This is a genomic window from Pseudomonas sp. Ma2-10 (assembly GCF_054330215.1).
On sequence record NZ_JBTEYL010000003.1, the window covers coordinates 406197 to 425870 of the forward strand.

General features: G+C 56.8%; 15 protein-coding genes and 3 pseudogenes. 11 read left to right on the forward strand and 7 right to left on the reverse strand.

Translation table 11 applies throughout. The features are described from left to right. The first annotated feature begins 71 nt into the window (after window positions 1-71). Entirely contained in the window at window positions 72-1754 is a 1683-nt protein-coding gene (gene ilvD / locus ACXPVS_RS06970; RefSeq protein ID WP_458509257.1) for a dihydroxy-acid dehydratase, read from the forward strand. A 38-nt stretch (window positions 1755-1792) separates the two neighbouring features. Here ilvD and ACXPVS_RS06975 read toward each other — a convergent pair whose 3' ends face one another. From ACXPVS_RS06975 to ACXPVS_RS06985, 3 genes are read right to left on the reverse strand one after another with little or no spacing between them, the layout of a single operon-like run. Continuing rightward, window positions 1793-2740, reverse strand: coding sequence for a phosphatidate cytidylyltransferase (locus ACXPVS_RS06975; RefSeq protein WP_458509258.1), 948 nt, complete (start codon window positions 2738-2740; stop codon window positions 1793-1795). After that, window positions 2737-3336: a lysophospholipid acyltransferase family protein gene (locus ACXPVS_RS06980; RefSeq protein ID WP_458509259.1), complete on the reverse strand. Its 600-nt coding sequence runs from the start codon at window positions 3334-3336 to the stop codon at window positions 2737-2739. Before ACXPVS_RS06980 ends, ACXPVS_RS06975 begins: the two co-directional genes overlap by 4 nt. Next, window positions 3323-3955 (reverse strand): CDP-alcohol phosphatidyltransferase family protein, encoded by a 633-nt coding sequence (locus ACXPVS_RS06985; protein ID WP_458509260.1) that lies wholly within the window; start codon window positions 3953-3955, stop codon window positions 3323-3325. The genes ACXPVS_RS06980 and ACXPVS_RS06985 overlap by 14 nt, the downstream gene beginning before the upstream one ends. A gap of 204 nt (window positions 3956-4159) precedes the next feature. Here ACXPVS_RS06985 and ACXPVS_RS06990 point away from each other — a divergent pair. The 10 genes and pseudogenes from ACXPVS_RS06990 to ACXPVS_RS07035 all read left to right on the forward strand — a co-directional run. Beyond that, a pseudogene (locus ACXPVS_RS06990) lies at window positions 4160-4475 on the forward strand (hypothetical protein); the annotation flags it as partial. Then, a pseudogene (locus tag ACXPVS_RS06995) lies at window positions 4455-4640 on the forward strand (helix-turn-helix transcriptional regulator); the annotation flags it as partial. The pseudogenes ACXPVS_RS06990 and ACXPVS_RS06995, both read left to right, overlap by 21 nt. 125 nt (window positions 4641-4765) lie before the next feature. Next, complete coding sequence (chrA, locus tag ACXPVS_RS07000; RefSeq protein WP_458509261.1) at window positions 4766-5989, forward strand: chromate efflux transporter; 1224 nt, start codon at window positions 4766-4768, stop codon at window positions 5987-5989. 274 nt (window positions 5990-6263) lie between these two features. After that, on the forward strand, window positions 6264-7448 hold the full coding sequence (locus ACXPVS_RS07005; RefSeq protein WP_458509262.1) for an acetyl-CoA C-acyltransferase family protein: 1185 nt from the start codon (window positions 6264-6266) through the stop codon (window positions 7446-7448). A 430-nt stretch (window positions 7449-7878) separates the two neighbouring features. Next, window positions 7879-9303, forward strand: a complete 1425-nt coding sequence (locus tag ACXPVS_RS07010) for an undecaprenyl-phosphate glucose phosphotransferase (protein WP_458509263.1) — start codon at window positions 7879-7881, stop codon at window positions 9301-9303. A gap of 370 nt (window positions 9304-9673) precedes the next feature. Next, window positions 9674-11225: pseudogene (locus ACXPVS_RS07015) on the forward strand (MFS transporter). A gap of 21 nt (window positions 11226-11246) precedes the next feature. Continuing rightward, window positions 11247-12311 (forward strand): HlyD family secretion protein, encoded by a 1065-nt coding sequence (locus ACXPVS_RS07020; protein WP_458509264.1) that lies wholly within the window; start codon window positions 11247-11249, stop codon window positions 12309-12311. Then, window positions 12308-13783 (forward strand): efflux transporter outer membrane subunit, encoded by a 1476-nt coding sequence (locus tag ACXPVS_RS07025; RefSeq protein ID WP_458509265.1) that lies wholly within the window; start codon window positions 12308-12310, stop codon window positions 13781-13783. Before ACXPVS_RS07020 ends, ACXPVS_RS07025 begins: the two co-directional genes overlap by 4 nt. 218 nt (window positions 13784-14001) lie before the next feature. After that, on the forward strand, window positions 14002-14514 hold the full coding sequence (locus tag ACXPVS_RS07030) for an ATPase (RefSeq protein WP_458509266.1): 513 nt from the start codon (window positions 14002-14004) through the stop codon (window positions 14512-14514). Between the two features lie 3 nt (window positions 14515-14517). Further along, on the forward strand, window positions 14518-15306 hold the full coding sequence (locus ACXPVS_RS07035; RefSeq protein WP_458509267.1) for a LysR family transcriptional regulator: 789 nt from the start codon (window positions 14518-14520) through the stop codon (window positions 15304-15306). On the opposite strand, the gene ACXPVS_RS07040 is transcribed toward ACXPVS_RS07035, so the two are convergent. From ACXPVS_RS07040 to ACXPVS_RS07055, 4 genes are read right to left on the reverse strand one after another with little or no spacing between them, the layout of a single operon-like run. Next, window positions 15268-16413, reverse strand: a complete 1146-nt coding sequence (locus tag ACXPVS_RS07040; RefSeq protein ID WP_458509268.1) for a hypothetical protein — start codon at window positions 16411-16413, stop codon at window positions 15268-15270. The genes ACXPVS_RS07035 and ACXPVS_RS07040 overlap by 39 nt on opposite strands. A gap of 49 nt (window positions 16414-16462) precedes the next feature. Then, complete coding sequence (locus ACXPVS_RS07045; RefSeq protein WP_458509269.1) at window positions 16463-17218, reverse strand: WecB/TagA/CpsF family glycosyltransferase; 756 nt, start codon at window positions 17216-17218, stop codon at window positions 16463-16465. Next, window positions 17218-18405 carry a glycosyltransferase family 2 protein gene (locus ACXPVS_RS07050; protein WP_458509270.1) on the reverse strand — a complete coding sequence of 396 codons (1188 nt, stop codon included), beginning with the start codon at window positions 18403-18405 and terminating at the stop codon, window positions 17218-17220. Before ACXPVS_RS07050 ends, ACXPVS_RS07045 begins: the two co-directional genes overlap by 1 nt. Then, window positions 18402-19604, reverse strand: coding sequence for a glycosyltransferase (locus ACXPVS_RS07055; protein ID WP_458509271.1), 1203 nt, complete (start codon window positions 19602-19604; stop codon window positions 18402-18404). The genes ACXPVS_RS07050 and ACXPVS_RS07055 overlap by 4 nt, the downstream gene beginning before the upstream one ends. Window positions 19605-19674 lie beyond the last annotated feature (70 nt).

A 19674-nucleotide genomic window follows, 5' to 3' on the forward strand; every position in this document is an offset into this window, starting at 1 on the left:
ATAGTCCGGGCACGAGCGCTGAGCCCACTATACTCATCGTGATTTTCTCGATGAGCCTGTGAGGAGCCGTCATGAGCGACAAAGACGATTTGCGCAAATATTCCTCCCTCGTGGTCGACGGCGTGGAACGCGCGCCCGGCCGCGCCATGTTGCGTGCCGTGGGTTTCACGGACGAGGACTTCAAGAAACCGCAGATCGGCATCGCCTCCACGTGGGCGATGGTCACGCCTTGCAACATGCACATCGACAAACTGGCGATTGAAGCCGAAAAAGGTGCGAATGCCGCCGGGGCCAAGGGCGTCATTTTCAACACCATCACCATCTCCGACGGCATCGCCAACGGCACCGAAGGCATGAAGTATTCGCTGGTGTCGCGGGAAGTGATCGCCGATTCCATTGAAGTTGTGGCCGGCTGCGAAGGCTTTGACGGCCTGGTGACCGTGGGCGGTTGTGACAAGAACATGCCGGGCTGCCTGATCGGCATGGCGCGGCTGAATCGCCCATCCATTTTCGTCTATGGCGGCACCATCCGGCCGGGCGCCGGCCACACCGATATCATCTCTGTGTTCGAGGCCGTGGGTCAGCACGCGCGGGGTGATATCAGCGAGATTCAGGTCAAGCAAATCGAAGAAGAGGCGATTCCAGGTCCGGGCTCCTGCGGCGGCATGTACACGGCCAACACCATGGCTTCTGCGATTGAGGCGCTGGGCATGAGCTTGCCCGGCTCCAGCTCTCAGGAGGCCGTCGGCAGCGACAAGGCGTCGGACAGTTTCCGCGCGGGTCAGCAGGTCATGGAGCTGCTCAAGCAAGACATCAAGCCGCGCGACATCATGACCCGCAAGGCCTTTGAAAATGCGATTCGGGTGGTAATCGCCCTCGCCGGATCGACCAATGCCGTGCTGCATCTTCTGGCCATGGCGCATGCCGTGGATGTCGAGCTGACGCTGGATGATTTCGTCGAACTGGGCAAGGTGTCCCCAGTGGTGGCCGACCTGCGCCCCAGCGGTCAATACATGATGAGTGAACTGGTGGCCATCGGCGGTATCCAGCCGCTGATGAAGCGCATGCTCGCCGCCGGCATGCTGCATGGCGATGCGCTGACGGTCACCGGTAAAACCCTGGCCGAAAACCTGGAAAACGTGCCTGACTACCCCGAAGGACAGGACGTGATCCTGCCCTTCGACCAACCGATCAAAAAGGACTCCCATTTGGTGGTGCTGCGCGGCAACCTTTCGCCCACCGGCGCCGTGGCCAAAATCACTGGCAAGGAAGGCTTGCGCTTTGAAGGCACGGCTCGTGTGTATCACGGCGAGGAAGGCGCGCTGGCCGGTATCCTCAACGGCGAAGTCAAAGCCGGCGATGTGATCGTGATTCGCTACGAAGGCCCCAAGGGTGGCCCGGGCATGCGCGAAATGCTCTCGCCCACGTCGGCGGTCATGGGTAAGGGGCTGGGCAAGGACGTTGCACTGATCACCGACGGCCGCTTCTCCGGCGGTTCACACGGGTTTGTGGTGGGCCATATCACGCCCGAAGCCTTTGATGGCGGACCGATTGCGCTGATTGAAGACGGCGACAAGATCACCATCGACGCCGAAACACGGCAGATTACGGTCGATGTCTCCGACGCCGAACTGGCCGAGCGCAAGACCCGTTGGGTGCGCCCGGAATCCAAGTACAAGCGCGGGGTGTTGGCCAAGTACGCGAAGACGGTGTCCAGCGCCTCGGAAGGCGCTGTGACGGATAAATACCTCTAACGCATCAACGCCGTTTTTCGGTTATGAGGGCGCCTGAATCAGGCCGCGGAGAAGAAGTAGCGCGTCAAGTGAAAGAAGATCGGCGCCGCAAAGCAAATCGAGTCCATCCGGTCGAGCATGCCGCCGTGACCTTTGATCATGGTTCCCCAGTCTTTGGCGCTCAAACTGCGCTTGATCGCCGACATGACCAGACCACCGAGGAAGCCCATCACCACGATGACGAACGACATCATCAGCGACTGCCAGAAGCTGAAGGGGGTCATCCAGAACATGCAGCCGCCAATCAGCGTTGCACAGAGGCCTCCTCCGACCAGTCCTTCCACCGTTTTTGATGGACTGACCAGCGGCGCTACTTTGTGTTTGCCGAAGAGCTTGCCGAACACGTACTGCAACACGTCACTCAACTGAACGACGAACACCAGATAGAACAGCAGCAACGCGTTTTGGCCCGTGAATCCTTCCAGATCCAAAAGCAAAAGTGCGGGCGCATGGCTGATGCAATAAATGCAGATCATCACGCCCCACTGGATTTTTGCCGTCCTTTCCAGGAAGCCGTCAGTGTCCTGACTCAGCACCGCAATCGCCGGTAACAGCAGGAATGAATACACCGGTATCAGCAGCGTAAACATCGAATACCAGTGCGTACCGATCAGAATGTATTGCAGCGGGATCAGGATGAAAAATGCCGAAAACAGAGCGTTATGATCACCCCGTCTGGTCGGTGTCAGGGTGATGAACTCCCTGAGCGCGAACAGTGAGATGAACCCGAACAAGACGACCGTTGCATTGCCGCCAAGCAGGTAGGAAACGAAGAAGATAATGACCATCCCCCACCAGGCATTCACGCGCTGGTTGAGGTTTTCGATGGTCGAGACAGCGCCTTCCGTTTTGGCCCGCCGGGCCAGCAATCGACCGGCCAGCGAAGCAATCGCCAGCAAGCACGCCAATCCAAAAAAGAACCACAAAAACTTTGCTTCAAGACTCATTTCGACAGCCCCACAATGGCGTTACGCGCGCGCTCCAGAAACACGTGCTTTTCCTCGCCAGCAATCCTTTCCAGCGGATTGCCGATACGGATCGTGCAGATGATCGGCAGAGGGACGTGTTTGCCTTTGGGCATGGAGCGATGAAGGTTTTCCAGGTAGATAGGCACCAGGTCGACATCAGGGAAGGTTTCGCTCAACCGGTAAAGACCTGATTTGAATTCTCCGGGCAGTGCCTCGCAGGATCGAGTGCCTTCCGGAAAGAAGATGATCGAATGACCCGCCTGCACCACATCGAAAATGGGCTCCAACGCGTTTTTACCGGGCGCCGGTTTACGGTCAATCAGCACGGCATTCAGGCCTTTCTGGGAGATGTACGACAGAAAACGGTTCTTTCCCCAGTAATCGGCAGCGGCGATCGGCTTCACATTTAGCCTTGCCTCGGGCGGCAGGGCCGCAATGATCGCCAAGGTGTCCATATGACTGGTGTGATTGGCGAAGTAGATTCGCTGACGCGTGAGATCCGGCGGACTCTCCCACCTGGCCGTGACGCCAATCAGCAGTCGAAGAACAGAAATCAGTGCATTACTGATCCACATGGTCGGCCCCCTTCAATTGCTTGGCGATCGCCAGCGTTCGCGTGACGCAGGTTGCGACTGAGCCAATGGCGATGGCAGCCAGCGCGATCAACAGTATGTAGTGAGAGCCATAAATGTTTGCTTCGACGGCATTCAGCAGCAGTCCTGCAGTCATCACGGCCATTCGATGCTGCTTGGCCATAGGGCCGATGAAGGTTTGCTTGAGGCCAATCGAGCCGCCGAACACCCTGACATAAGCAGTAAGTGCTGCCGCCAGCGCAGCAAACCATCCGAGGTCGGATTGCCCAATGGCATACCCCAGCCCTACGATCAGCAGGCTGTCGGCAATCCGGTCCGGGAATTCGTTGTAGAGACTGCCGATATCGGACTTCTTGCCGCCCTCTATCGCCACCATCCCGTCGAAGAGATTGCACAGCAAGCGCAACTGAATGCCGATCGCGCAGCAGATCGATCCAATGACACCGCTATCAATATTGAGCGCCACGACGCCGGCAAGCGCGAAGGCGATGCTGGCGACGGATATTTGATTGGGGGAAATGTCTCTTCTCACCAGAATATCGGTGATGCGTTTTGCCCAGCCCGCAGAGCGCGTCTTGATGGGCCTTCTGTTGTCATCCACGAGCCAATATCCCTATAAGTGATGAGTTATTACGTGTTGCATTGTAATGGCGAGTCGCGCTGACGACACCTAGCAATATGAAGACTTTACTAACGAACCCTGCTTTGACCCAATCAGAAGTTTTCATCTTCATTTTTCGGGACGTCGTTCCGACCTTAAACCTCGCGACAAGCCCTCAACGCACGTTCGTTTTTTTCTGCCGCACGCCTGGCGTTACGCGACCTTTGGGTCGAGCATATTTTCTGGATCAGAAATGACGCTATCGCCAACCAGGCAGCCGTCACGGATTTGACCGGCAATGCCAAGGCGATTGCGGCGTTTTTGGCCAAAGCCAACCCCAACCTGCCTGAGAACGCGCGGGTTGCCATGTTGTCCACTCACGGCGGCCACCACGTCGCCCAGGTCGATGAACTTGCCGCGCACGATTATGCAAGCGAAGCACGCACCTGGCACATGATGCGCGGCCATATCATGGCGCTGGCTGACGGCGGCACTGGTCAAGCAGTTCCCTCGCCAATATCAGATGCTGGCCAGTGTGCTGATCGAGGAAGTGGTCGATATCATCGGCCACGATGCCCTGGCTTCGCGGATGCGCAGCATGGGTCGAAAACTGACTCTGGACCGCGAACCTCAGGTGGTTGACGAAGCCAGCGTCGTGCAGCACATGAACCAGGGCGGACAGGAGTTGTCTCCCGGTTGCATTGTTTTTATAGGGGCCGGGGGAACGTCAATCAGGGAGACAGCATTCAACGAATTCGCTATCGTCACTCGCCTATGAACCGGACTCGCTCGAACCAGGAAGTTGCCCACATGACCGACTCTCATGCCGATGATCGCAGCAGCGCGTGGTCGGTATTTCTGATCTTCCTGCGCCTTGGGCTGACCTCTTTCGGTGGGCCCATTGCGCACTTGGGTTACTTCCGCGATGAGTTCGTCACACGACGGCGCTGGCTGACCGAGCGCAGCTATGCCGATCTGGTCGCGCTCTGCCAGTTTCTGCCGGGGCCGGCAAGCAGTCAGGTCGGCATTGCGCTGGGTCTGTCTCGGGCGGGATATCGCGGGGCGCTGGCTGCCTGGACGGGCTTCACGCTGCCATCGGCCATTGCCCTGATCCTGTTTGCACTGGGCATTTCCCATTACGGCACTGCCCTCGCGCCCGGTGCACTGCATGGCCTCAAAGTGGTGGCGGTCGCGGTGGTTGCGCAAGCGGTCTGGGGCATGGCGCGAAACCTGTGCACGGACGTGTTGCGGGTCTCCATCATGGTGATTGCGTCCTGCGTCGCCCTGCTTGAGCCGTCCGCCTGGGGACAGGTCAGCGTGATTGCCGCCGCGGGATTCGCCGGCCTCCTGTTGTTCAAACCCGATCAGCGTGTCGAGCACGATCCACTGCCAATCACGATCAGCCACCGGGCCGGAGCGTTTTGGCTGTCGCTGTTTCTGGTCTTGCTGGTTGGCCTGCCGCTCTTGGCACAGCTGCTGCCCGGTCAACCCGTGGCGATGGTGGATGCCTTCTACCGGTCCGGCTCTCTGGTGTTCGGTGGGGGGCACGTCGTTCTGCCGTTGCTGCAAGCCGAGGTGGTACCGTCTGGCTGGGTCAACAACGAAACCTTTCTTGCCGGGTATGGCGCCGCGCAGGCTGTGCCCGGCCCCTTGTTCACCTTCGCCGCGTTCCTCGGCGCCTCAATGAACCCCGCCCCGTCGGGTTGGATCGGCGGCATAATTTGCTTGCTGGCGATCTTCGCACCGTCCTTTCTGTTGATCGTGGGGGCCTTGCCTTTTTGGGAACGGCTGCGCCGCAGTTTGCGCACACAGGCCGCGCTGGTCGGTGTCAATGCCGCGGTGGTCGGCCTGCTGTTGGCCGCGCTGTATCAGCCTGTCTGGACCAGTGCCATTTTCAAGCCACAAGACTTCGGTTTGGCACTGGTCGCCCTGGTGGCACTGATGTTCTGGAAACTCCCACCGTGGCTGGTGGTGGTCGGCTGCGGGGTCGCGGGATGGCTGATGTACTTGGAGCCGTGGAAACACTGGACGTAAGGTCTGATGTCGCGCAGATGGATGGCGCCAGCAAGAGCAAACGTGCGCCTGACAAAGATCTGACTTACAAAGCCTGGACGTGTAACGTTGTTTTCTTCTCTGCGTTTTTGACTGGATCAGACGGATAAAAAAGCGACTTCAACTGAAATGTCCAAAAACGCCACCCCCCTTGAGCAGTTTTGGCATAGGCCAAAATCATAGCGGTGTCTAGACTCCCCCCCATATAACAGTGCGAAAGCACACTTGAGTCCAGGACTGTTCCAAGGGAGCCCGCATGAACCCATCCGACATTTTTGTTATCAGCGCCGTCCGCTCGGCCATCGGCAGCTTTGGTGGCTCGCTCAAAGATGTGCCGCCCATTCAATTGGCCACTGACGTTTGCCGCGCCGCCATTGAACGTTCGGGGCTGGCACCTGAACACATCGGTCACGTGGTGATGGGGCATGTGATCCCGACGGAAGCACGTGACGCCTACATCTCTCGTGCCGTGGCGATGAATGCCGGCCTGCCGAAAGAGACACCCGCCTTCAACGTTAATCGCCTCTGCGGTTCTGGTTTGCAGGCCATTGTCAGTGCGGCACAAAGTTTGATGTTGGGGGATGCCGGGGCTGTGCTGGCGGGTGGCGTCGAATCCATGAGCCGCGCAACCTATCTGTTGCCGCAAGCGCGCTGGGGCGCACGCATGGGTGATATGCAAGCCATCGACTACGTGCTCGGCGTACTGCAAGACCCGTTCGGCGGTTTCCACATGGGCATTACTGCGGAAAACATCGCCGAGCGTTATGGCATCTCTCGTCAGGCTCAGGATGAGTTGGCGCTGCTCAGCCAGCAGCGGGCGGCCCGGGCGATTGCTGAAGGGCGGTTTACCGACCAGATCGTGCCGATCGAAGTGGCGTCCCGCAAAGGTACCGTGACGTTTGCCACGGACGAGCATGTCCGCGCCGAGGTTAATGCCGAGCAATTGGGCAAGATGAAACCCGCTTTCAAAAAAGACGGCAGCGTCACCGCCGGCAACGCGTCCGGCCTCAATGATGGCGCTGGGGCACTGATCATGGCCACGGGTCAGATGGTTCTCGATCAAGGCCTTAAGCCCATCGCCCGACTGGTCGGTTACGCCCATGCCGGTGTGGAGCCAGAGCTGATGGGATTGGGGCCGATTCCCGCCACCCGCCTGGTCCTCAAACGCGCCGGCCTGACCGTTGCCGACCTGGATGTCATCGAGTCCAACGAAGCATTCGCTGCCCAGGCCTGTGCCGTGGCGCAGGAACTGGGCTTCGACCCGGAGAAGGTCAACCCGAACGGTTCGGGGATTTCTCTGGGCCACCCGGTGGGCGCGACCGGTGCGATTATCGCCACCAAGGCGATTCACGAACTGCACCGTGTTCAGGGTCGTTATGCCCTGGCAACCATGTGCATCGGCGGCGGCCAAGGTATCGCCGTGTTGTTCGAGCGCGTCTGATCGGCCCAAACGAAGACGGCGCCCATTGTGTGCGCCGTCTCGTTTTATCGCGATGGAATCACTGCGCAATGCACACAGATTTCAGCGGGGTGTAAGCCTCGATCACTGCGCGACCAAACTCGCGACCCATACCCGATTGCTGACCAGGCGCACCCTTGCTGCAGGCACCGCTGACGGCACCGCTGCGGGTCAGTCGGTATCTCGATGGGCTTCATTTTTTCAGCCCGCAGGTTCTACTAAACTACGCAGATTCAGTGAATGATTTCACAGCACTGCTAAAGTGATAGCACGCGTCACCACATGCCCCCAAAGCCTGTAATTTCGAAGGTGGGTGGCTAGTCACGGTGACGCCAACGCTCTCACGCGAGGGCAGCATGAACTGAATCGCGTCATCATCGAGCGCGAGGGGCAGCAGACATGAGGTCTAAATATGATATTTGAGCCCAACAGTACCCGTTCCGTTCTCCAGCGAAGAAGCAGTACCAGTATCGTTATTCAGGCTGGTCTCGATTGTGTTGCGGTAACCGGTGTTGCATGGTTTTTGATCAATTATCATATCGGTTTCATAACGCAGTCCTATGTCATCCTGCTCCTGTTGCTACTGGGGGCTTTGGCCGTCGTGTACGACCACTATGCTATTTACCGCAGCAATGTTGGTTTTACCGTCAAAGCCTTCAAGCTTTTGAAAGCGTGGACTGCCACGTTTGGCTTTCTCGTCGCCATGGCCTTTCTTACCAAGCAAAGCGAAGAGTACTCGCGCTTATTGGTCGGGCAGTTATTTGTTGCCGGGTACTTTGCTCAATTGCTTTTGCACCTCGCGACACGCGAGATGCAAAAGAAGTTTTTGGCCCACCCGACTCAACTGGAAAACTCGCTCATCATTGGCTCGGGCGAACTGGCGAGCTATCTTCACAAGAAGATCAGCAATAATCCCTGGCTCGGAGAGCGCATTGTCGGCTGTGTGTTGATTGGCGCGGACGATGATCGGGAAAAGGAAAGTCTGGAAGGCGCGCAACGTCTGTCGATACTGGGCGATATCTCCGACCTTGATGAGTTAGTTGTTAAGCATGCCATTCGTACCGTCTATTTCGTGACCCCTCTGGGTGGCTCAGAGGTCATCCAGGATGTTTATTTAAAGCTGTTCGATAAACACATCTCTGTTAACTGGGTGCCTGACATTTTCTCGTTGCGCCTGATCAACCACAGTGTTCGCGAAATTGCCGGCATTCCCGTGCTGACCTTGTCTGAAACGCCGCTAATGGGGATGCGCCTGTTTCTGAAGAATCTAGAAGACAAAGTCCTGGCCTTTCTCATTTTGGTTCTTGCGACACCCTTTCTGTTAGCAGTCGCCATTGCCATCAAGCTCGATAGCCCCGGCCCCATATTCTTTCGTCAGCAGCGCATGGGGTGGAGTGGAGAAACTTTTCGGATCTGGAAGTTCAGAAGCATGGTCGTCCATCAACCGGAAGACGGCGTCGTCAAGCAGGCGCAAAAGAATGACCCGCGCATGACCAGGGTTGGCGCCTTTATTCGGCGGACCAGCCTGGATGAACTACCGCAGTTGTTCAACGTTTTGATGGGGGAAATGTCTCTGGTGGGGCCTCGGCCACACGCTATTCAACACGATGTGCAGTACTCGCCCGACGTCTCGGGCTACTTTGCGCGTCACAACATTAAACCGGGCATCACAGGCCTGGCTCAGGTGCGTGGCTATCGTGGTGAAACGAGGGATATAGAACAGATGATCCGCCGTGTTGACTCGGACATTGAATACATCAATAACTGGTCGCTATGGCTCGATTTCGTCATTCTTGTGCGAACAGTGTTTGCCTTCTCTGGCAAGCATGCCTATTAGCCAGTCCTGAATGCGGGATGTTGTTGTCGATCGGTAAAAAACCAGCCTCCACGTAACGCTCTAGCCGCCTCCTGCGGCGTCACCTGAGACGGCGTTTTCTCCAGCCAGTTTTTCAACTGCCTCAGGACCGGTAGCTTTTTGATCAACTCTTCAATCGATGACGCCGTCAGTAGGCGAGTACGTGCGTGGAGTGCGCAACTAAAGCCCTGACGCGATCCCGGATTGCATAAATCGCAACTCAGACATACCTAATTATCACTTTTTAACAGCTGTCCCCCCCCCTAATCTGCGCGCCTCTTTTAAAGATATGGAGTGCTCGGACAATGCTATTGCTCCTTGCCGTAACAACCTGCTCGTGCAGGAGGCCGCTGTGAACGCCTTGTCCGGCGCCTTTCCGCTGCCTTCCGCCCACACGAGTATCGAGACCCCAACCAGACCTCCTGTCGCCGCTCCCGCCGCCTTCGGTGTACGCATCGCGACAGGTTTGGTGGGTGTCCTATTGGCCGTGCTGGTTTCTGGTTTCAACGAAAACGTCACCAAGTTCGCGATGCCCGACATTCGCGGTGCGCTGGGCTACAGCTATGACCAAGGCACTTGGCTGTTGTCTGTCTATGCCGCGTTTTCCGTGACCGCCATGGCTTTTGCGCCATGGTGTTCCGCTACGTTTACCCTACGTCGATTTACCCTCGCAGCGATCGGTAGCTTCATGCTCCTGGGTGTGCTGAGCCCGTTCGCCCCAAACTACGAATCAATGCTGATCCTGAGGATTCTGCAAGGTTTGGCCGGGGGTGCGTTGCCACCAATGCTGATGTCGGTGGCCCTGCGCTTCCTGCCCCCGGGCGTAAAACTGTACGGTCTTGGCAGCTATGCGCTGACGGCGACCTTCGGCCCCAGCTTCGGTTTGCCCCTTGCAGCATGGAGCGTTGAGTACCTGGGATGGCAGTACGCATTCTGGCAGATCATTCCGATGTGTCTGCTGGCAATGGGTTTCGTTGCCTGGGGTCTGCCGCAAGATCCGATGAAGCTGGAGCGCATCAAGCAATTTAACTGGCGCGGTTTACTGCTGGGTGCTCCGGCGCTCGTCATGATCGTGTTGGGGCTTGAACAAGGCCATCGTCTGGACTGGTTCAATAGTCAGCTGATCCGGTTACTCATCGGCGGAGGTCTGTCACTGTTGATCCTGTTCTTCATCAATGAGTGGTCTCAGCCGCTGCCATTTTTCAAGATTCAAATGCTGCGAATACGCAACCTTTCCCATGCGTTGATTACTTTGGGCGGCGTACTGTTCGTACTGCTAGGCGTGATTATCATTCCCTCAAACTTTCTGGCGGACGTTCAGGGTTATCGTCCTCTGCAAACTGCTCCGGTGCTGCTATGGGTAGCGGTTCCCCAGTTGATCGCGCTACCGCTCGTTGTTGCACTGCTTAACAACCGCATCGTCGACTGCCGGTGGGTATTGGCGATTGGTCTAGCACTCCTGGCCGTTGCCTGTGGGATCGGATCTCACCTCACACAGGCCTGGCATCGGGAAGAGTTTTACCTGATGCAGATGATTCAGATCATCGCGCAACCCATGGCGGTCATTCCATTGCTGATGCTGGCCACGGGCGGGCTTCAGCCTACCGATGGACCGTTTGCCTCTGCCTGGTTCAATACCATCGGTCGCAGCCAGTAGCACGCTGGAAACACTCAGCATGCATCGGATGCACTTTCACTCAACGATGCTGGTTGATCGCTATGGCAACAACCCGTCTGTGACCGGTGGCGCATCCACTACTGACATGGCGCACAGGCTTCACGAGCAGGCCATCGTACTGACCTCCTCGGACCTCTACCTCTATATGGCTGGGCTAGCGCTGCTGCTCATCGTACTGATTCCCATTATGCCGACACGTATCTTCCCGCCGCGTGCCGTCTCCTGATCAACTTGGAAAGTAAAGAAAATGAGTCAAACAGAAGTTTCAAAAAAACCGTTCTGGGGCGTAGCAATCGTGCTTTTGGTCCTCGCCCTAGGGGTGATCCTCTGGCGATTCGTATTGGTCGAAAGCCCGCTGCAATCGACCAACGATGCCTTCGTCAGTGCAGACTTCACCTTGGTAGCGCCCAAAGTATCCGGTTTTATTGACCAGGTACTTGTGGAAGATAACCAACAGGTCAAGGCTGGCGAAGTCCTCGCACGAATCGACCCCAAGGATTATCAAGCCGACCTGGCTGCTGCCAATGCCGCTATTGCGACCGCCCATGCCAACGAAGAAAATGCCAGTGCTGCACTCGTAAGGCAGCAGGCGTTGATCGCCCAAGCTAAAGCTGTAGTTGACGGTGACGTGTCCCAGGTCGAGTTCGCCCAGCACGAATTGGAGCGTTATCAGAACCTGGCCCGCCAAGGCGCAGGGACCTTACAGAACTTCCAGCAAGCCAAGAACCGCCTGCAAACGGCCAAGGCCCAAGAAGCCGAGCACCGGGCTGCCATTAATGCAGTGACCAAACAAATCGACGTGCTCGACGCTCAACACAACGCGACGCGGGCGGATGTAATGCGTGCTGAAGCCATGCAGCAGCGCGCCACGCTGAATCTTTCCTACACAACGCTGTTGGCGCCTTTTGACGGCGTTATCGGACGGCGCAGCTTGCGCGTAGGCGCCTATGTCAAACCGGGAGATCTGTTGATGGCCGTGGTCCCGGTCAGCCAGACTTACATCATTGCCAATTTCCAGGAAAGCCAGTTGACTCATATCGTCCCCGGCCAGTCTGCAACCGTAACCGTAGATACCTTCCCCGGCGAGCAACTGAAAGGCACCGTGCAAAGTATCGCCCCGGCCACAGGCGTCACCTTCGCCGCGGTTGCTCCGGACAATGCCACTGGCAACTTCACAAAAGTCGTGCAACGTATTCCTGTGAAGATTGTCCTCGATGCCAACCAGAGCATGACAGAGCAACTTCGTGTCGGCATGTCGGTAGAAGCCAGCGTGAACACCGAGGCCCCTAACGCGAAGGTGGGCACTCGATGAAACGCTCACTCATCGCAGCGTTGGTCGGTGCGTGTAGCACCTTCGGCCTGACGGGATGCACCTTGGGACCTGATTTCAAGGTCCCTGCCAATCCGCTTTCGGCACATTGGGCGCAACCTACGATCGCCGCACCGACGACAACACCCTACAGCCAGACCAACGCCGGCGCAGTGGAAGTTCAGTGGTGGAACACCTTCGGTGACCCGCTGATGTCGTCTCTGCTCCGCCGAGCGCAGGCGAACAATCTGGACTTGGGCATTGCGGCTCAACACGTCGAACAGAGCATGGCCGCCAGAAAGACTGTCGCAGCCGACAAGCTGCCGAGCGTTGGGGCCCATGCAGATTACAGCCGCGCACGAAGCTCCTCGCGTGGGCTTGCCGACATTTCCGGTTTGAATGGCAAGCGCGATTACAACCTTTGGGACACCGGATTTAACCTGAACTGGGAAGCCGATTTGTGGGGCCGCGTTCGCCGTTCAGTAGAAATGGCGGACGCCAATATTCAAGTGACCGAGGAAGACCAACGCAACGCGCTGATATCGATCATGGGCCAGACCGCACATGACTATATCCAGCTGCGCGGCACACAGAACATTCTGAAGGTGACGCGACAAAACCAGGAGATTGCCCAGCACAGCCTGAGTCTCACGCAGATGCGCCTGAACCAGGGCGTGGCAACGGACCTTGAAGTGTCCGAGGCCACTGCACTGGTGGCCTCGATCGACGCGCGCATCCCTCCGCTTGAACAGCAGCAAAGCATTCTGATCAATGCCTTGAGTTTTCTGGTGGGCCGTGAACCCGGCGCGCTGACGAGCGAGCTAAATACAGTGAAAGACATTCCGGCAGGGCCGGCAGATGTACCTGTCGGCCTGCCCAGCGAACTGGCTCAACGTCGACCTGACATCCGTCGCGCAGAGGCTGACCTCCATGCCGCAACAGCCGCAATCGGAGTCGCTAAAGCGGACTTCTATCCACGCATTACCTTGTCGGGCACCGTCGGCTTTCAAGCTAGCCAACTGTCGCATCTGGGTAGCTGGGCCACACACAATTTCGCTTTTGGCCCAGCGTTGAGCGTGCCGATCTTCGAGGGCGGTCGACTGCAAGGTGTGCTTGAACTGCGAGAAAGTCGACAGAAGGAAGCGGGCATTACCTACCAGCGAACGGTACTGGCCGCCTGGCATGAAGTGGACAACGCGCTCAGTGGCTACCAAGCGGACCAGCGTCGCCATGAAAGCCTGGAACGCGCCGTTACTGCCAGCCAAAAAGCTCTGGTCAGTGCACAGCAGCAATACGTAGCAGGCTCGGTCGACTTCCTTAATGTATTGACGGTGCAAAACGCCTTACTCGCTAACCAGGCGGCGCTGGTGCAAAGCACCGCCGATGTCTCCTTGACACTGGTAAGCCTTTACCAGGCCCTGGGTGGTGGCTGGGAAAGCCCCCCCACTCTGGCAGCAGTTTCTAACAATCCATAACAACTTACAGTCCACCGAGGTCGGCAACGGCCTTCGGTGGACACCCCCCTCTCTCGGAGGTCTGCCATGTACACCGTGAAAATCTGGATTCCGTTGACCTTGGCACTGTTGGCGGGATGCAGTTTTCCTACTGCGCCCGAAGTGCGGCCCCCCCCGGATCCGTAAATCGCCATGGTGCTACGTCCACGCTGACGTTCAACCGCACGAGCACGTTCGGTGTGGTCTACAGCCCCCAGACCCTGAAGGATCTCGACTACCTAAATAGATATCACGACCATGCGCTGCATAGTCTTGAGGGCCGCTGGCTAGTAAGCCCCATACGGCAAGCATATATAGAAAGTTCGCCTCCAAACGTGGCCATCGACAGGGTAAAACAGGCCTTGGATACGGTTCTGCCCAACGTCACTTTCTATAGCAGCACAGCCGCACTGACCAAGGCTAAACCGGACTTTATCGTCGTCGTTTATACCCATCACGTGCTCGTGACGCCGCGCAGCTCGGATATAGAGGCGACCTTTAGCGCCGAGTTCTTCAGCCCGAACTTCGGTTATCTCGGTTGCGCCGAGGGTCACCGCGCGGCGCACATGCCAGCCCTGTGGACGCACACCCAGCGAACACCTGAAATCGTCGCGCAGCTCGATAGCCAGCGAGCGCTACAAGCCAGCGCACTGAGTGACTTTGAAAACTCACTGACAAAAATGGTCGGCAACCAGACCACCGCCAGGGAATAGCCAATGAACCGAAGAGAGTTACGCAAGGTCGATCTTGCCCTGCTTGTTTGTTTTGAATCGATGATGCTGGACCGCAACGTAACGCGGGTGGCGAAAAAGTTTTGCGTTGGTCAGTCCACCATCAGCAGTTCCCTGAACCGATTACGCTCCATTTTCAATGACCCTCTTTTCATTCGCGTAGGTCATGCCATGGAGCCTACCGCCAGGGCTTACGAACTCGCGAAATTTCTGACGCCTAGTCTGGACGCAATGTCTAAGGCCTTACGGCTGGCGGAAGCTTTCCAACCGCAGACCAGTGACCGGGTTTTCCGTCTGGGGTTAACCGACGATGTGGAGTTCAGTTTGTTGCCAAGGCTGATCAAACAACTACGTGCAGAGGCACCGGAAGTGACCCTGATCATCCAGCATGCCGATTATCGCCGACTCCCGGCTCAGCTCATCAGCGGCGATATCTCGATTGGCGTCTGTCAAACCCGTGAGCTGCCAGCCAACGCAAAGCGCAAGACATTACGGCACTTTCAGTATCGAGTGCTGTGCGACCAACACGACGCGACAGCGCTGGATCTCGACGAGTACTGCGCGCGACCGCACGTGGTGGTTTCCCAATCGGCCAATACCGTGAGCTACCTCGACAAGTTCCTTGCCGAGCAAGGCCGTAAGCGACAAGTCGTACGGGACGCATCATTGTCATGGGCTCCTGATGAAAATCGGGCGTACAGCACAGTCGTCAACTATTCGCTTGGAATGTGGGGTTTATGGGGCGGATACGATACTTTCCAAGACTGGCGGTGACTTCAGATGAGCGTAGCGACTACGCAAGATATCGAGAAGCGCGTCTCCCGGTGCCCTGGAACAATGGAGGTATATTTTTAGAAGGCCGCCAAAACCCATTTCGCGATATCGATTAGCGACTTCCTCGTCACTCGGACCGTTCGGCAACCCAAGATGAAGTGTCAATTGTTTGCCTTCTACAGCGAATAGAGGCGTCTCCCAAAGAAACTGCGCTGCGCCCACCTTGGGCAGTCGAACAAACAAATAGCCGTGATTGCCCAGCGTATCAACATCACCGCCGCGCCTTCTTTTCCACTCAAGAAGTCCATCGTCCGGCCGCGCCAGGCAAGTGCCGATATCATAATAGTCAAAACCATTTTCTATCGCCCATTCAAGTGCCATGAACGTGGTAATCGAGTTGACTTCACGCAACTTTTTGGTGTCTGAGAATACAACATCGGGATAGCCGAAACGGATCGTGCTCCAGTAGCGTTTTCCTGCACGGGTAATGACGCACCCAAGATGGCATGCAACAATTTCATCCGCCAACAGTACCAGATCGAGCCGTCCGCCTTTTTTTGCTACCCTTTGAACCTCGTGCGATTCAATTTGAGAGGCTGATGCGCCATGCCTTGCTCTGGCATAGGGCTGAAGCATTTCCCGATCCGCGATTTCAATTTCTTCGTCGCTCAAGGCTTGTTTCATACGATAGCGCAGCCGGTTTTTACGCAGATTACGACGTAACTCGGTATTGTACCTGGCCGTAATATCCTCAACTGACCTGTTCAGCGGAACGACAGCACTCAAATATTGAGGTACATACAATGCACCCAAGGTTGGCAGTTCACTGACCCACACCGTCCGGTCTGACGTGCCCAACTTCAACTGACTATCAACTGCTTGAGACTCAGCACCCAGTAGAACCTTCACAAACTCTCGCTGTGATTTCCTGCCCACATAGAGGATATCGTGGAGGCTGTCTTCCCGCAGTTTGAACCTGACAATTTCCCAGCGCCAAAAACAGGCTCGCCCACGTATATCCCGCAGCCAGGCGGCAACTTTTCTTAGCTCAAATCGCATCGAAGGAGATATGAACTTACGCATTAACTCTGCTATGTATTCTTTCATTTGATTATTAGCACAACTCAAGGAAAGGGGATGTGAGTTTACAAACCATCTATTTTGAACACGTCACCTTTCCTTTGTCCTTGTAGATCAATGTGCGCAACAAGAACATCGGATTACCCACCACATAGCGTCTGAATAATCGCTTTGGCTCACCTAGTAGCCTGAACACCCATTCACAACCGAGACGACGCACCCATTGCGGAGCACGACTCACCTTGCCGCCGAGAAAATCCAGAATCGCCCCTCCGCACACGACCAAACAGGGCACGCCACTGGCCGCTAACCTGGCAGCAACGGCTTCTTGCTTGGGCATGCCCATACCCAGCACAACCAGTTCCGGCTGAAATTGCCGGGCAAGATTTATGTAGACATCCACCGGCGCGAATCCATGATGAGCAGAGACTACATTGACCGCAAATAGCGCTTCGCTGCGCTGCACCGCGCTGGCTAGAAAGGGCTCTTCAGTACCCCAGAAAGCCACGCGTCGGCCCTTGAACGCGGCCAGCAATTTGGGAATGAAATCGGTGCCATTCATATTCAGCCCCGGCTCCAGGCCGAGGCGACGAAACAGGATGGCCATACCGGACCCATCCCGTAACAACACGTCCGCAGCCAGCAACGCGTTAAAGTAGTCGGTGTTGGCCGCCACCAGATTCATGGCATGGGCATTCGCGAACCCGAGCACTGTCGTCACGTCAGGTCTGGATAACGCATCAATCAATGCTTGCTCGTCATCAACATCGCTGACCACCCTGAGTTTCTGGGTAATCGTTTGCCAGCTGTGCTGCCAGGATAAAGCACGCATCAGTTGTCATCTCGTTTCGAACGCACCCATTCAACCTGGCGCTTAAGCACAAAGCCTATGTACAGGGGGATTTTTTTGATTGCGTAGAACGGTGCATACAACAAAGCCGAAAAAGAAATAATCCCGCGACCAAATTGGCTCCATGCCAGCAAGATCGTCATACCCAATATTGCCATCCCGCAAGAAGCTATCAAGGCTGGCGCCAAAGCTCCCGACAGCATAAACACCAACCATGACAGCCCCCATGCCGCCGCCAGGACCAACGTCAAGAGGGCCAACGGCGGGACCAGCAAATCCAGTGTCATCGCCAGCAGTCGCCAGTTGCGCCGGCCAATCGACTCCACAAGCAACTTCGGCGTATCCCCAAGGATGACCCCTAGATGACCATGTTCCCAGCGCGTACGCTGGGTAGTTAAACCTTCATCGCTGCGCGGAAAATAACTGGTCACCAGCGCATCTGGGCAAAACATAGGCGGCTTGCCGCTTCGGCAGAAATCCAGGCCCATCTTCAAATCTTCAACGATGTGGCCACTGGCTAAATCGATCAGCGTCAGATCCCGCCAGACGAAAGCCATTCCCGTGCCCATTAACTGACAGGGTAAACCGAGCCGGGTCCAACCCTGCGGCCGTACCCGATTCTTCACACACCAGGCAAACTCGGCCAGCCGCACTTTTAGCCCCGAACCTGCCGGGGCATGCATTAAATTAAGTGCTTGTGTTGGCCGCCCTGAGTCGATGCAACAGATTGCCAAACGCTCAATAGAACCCTCAGCCACCTGGCAATCCGCATCGACAATAATCATGACGTGCGGCGCATCACTCGCCAAATGACGCACCCCACAGTCCAGCGCATAACCCTTTCCACGCTGCTGATCATTGCTGCGCTCCACCACCTCGGCGCCCGCCGTGCGGGCCAGCGCCGCCGTGTCGTCAGAACAGTTATCCGCCACTACCAACAGGCGATCACCCAAAAGCAACTGCGGCCGAATGCTATTTAACGTAGCGACGATGATCGAGGATTCATTATGTGCCGGTATCAACACCGCCACCCGCGGTCGCGCCCCTTGCGCCGACGAGCGCGACCGTGCAGGCAGGCAGGCCATCAGCACCTGCACAAACAGCACCAACACCGGCAGGAGGATGAGTATCAACAGTGAGCTGAACAGCCAGCTAAATAATGTGATCATGCTTGCGCCCTAAACAAATTAGCCAACTTGGCCGCTTCGATATCGATGTCGTGTCGCTCCAGCACTCTCTGATAAGCCGACTCGCCCATCCGCTGCAACACCTCGACAGGTTGCGCGAGGCAGTCCGCCAATGCCGCCGCCAACTCATCCACCGCCCCGGCGGGAAACAACCAACCGTTCTCACCCTGTCGCACTAACTCGGGAATGCCCGCCACATAGCTCGTCAGTACGGGTCGACGCAACGCCATGGCTTCCATAATGACAACCGGCAACCCCTCGGCGAAGCTCGGCAACACCAAGGCCCGCGCCGCAAGAATTTCCGCCCGTACCTGTTCGCTGCTGATCCAGCCGGTAATCCGCACCCGCGCCTGCAAGCCATGCAGTGCAATCAGGGTTTCGATTTCCGCGCGCATTTCTCCATCGCCGGCCAGTACTATTTCGAACTCCACGCCTTGAGCTGCCAGGATGCGGGCGGCTTCAAGCAGCAAAAGCTGACCCTTCTGCTCACACAAACGACCTACACAAACCAACCGCGGCGTGGATGGCACGGCGACGGCCGGCACGTCATGAAACGCCCGCTCCAGCCCACAATGCACCACCTTTACCCTCGCCCAGTGTGCATGAGCCACCCAGCGAAACAGCTGGCTGCGCCCATAAGAACTGATAGCAACAACAAAGGCTGCGCGCCGAACTTTCTCGCCCAAGTGAATAAACTGCGGTTTGTCGAACTCTTCCGGCCCGTGCACGGTAAAACTGTACGCCGGCCCACCGAGTACATTAGCCAGCATCACCACCTCGGTTGAGTTAGTGCCGAAATGCGCATGCACATGCTCGGCACCAAACGCCTGCAACCACGTCAGCACGCGACAGGCCTCGGACAAATAAACCAAATGATAAGGCCAGGGGCGATCGGCACGCTGGCCCATGCGCAGCGCCAGCCACAGCGCCGAAAAAAAGCGTCGCGGCTGGGCGCGCAACACCTGCAGCACAGGCACTAACAGCTCTTTGATTCCGCCCTGCAGCACATACTGGGTTTTATCGCGCTCGGACACGTCCTCGGCATCCACCAATTCGGCATCCCAGCCGCGCAGAGCAATGCGCTGCACCACAAACCCCTGACGTTCCAACGCCAAAATCTCGCGACGAATGAAGCTATGGCTGACTTTGGGGTATTGATTGATGAAATAAGCGATACGCATAGGAACCAGACTTAGTTGTCGTTGCGGTGGATTATTACTGCCAGTAATCCCACAGTAGTACAGGTATCAG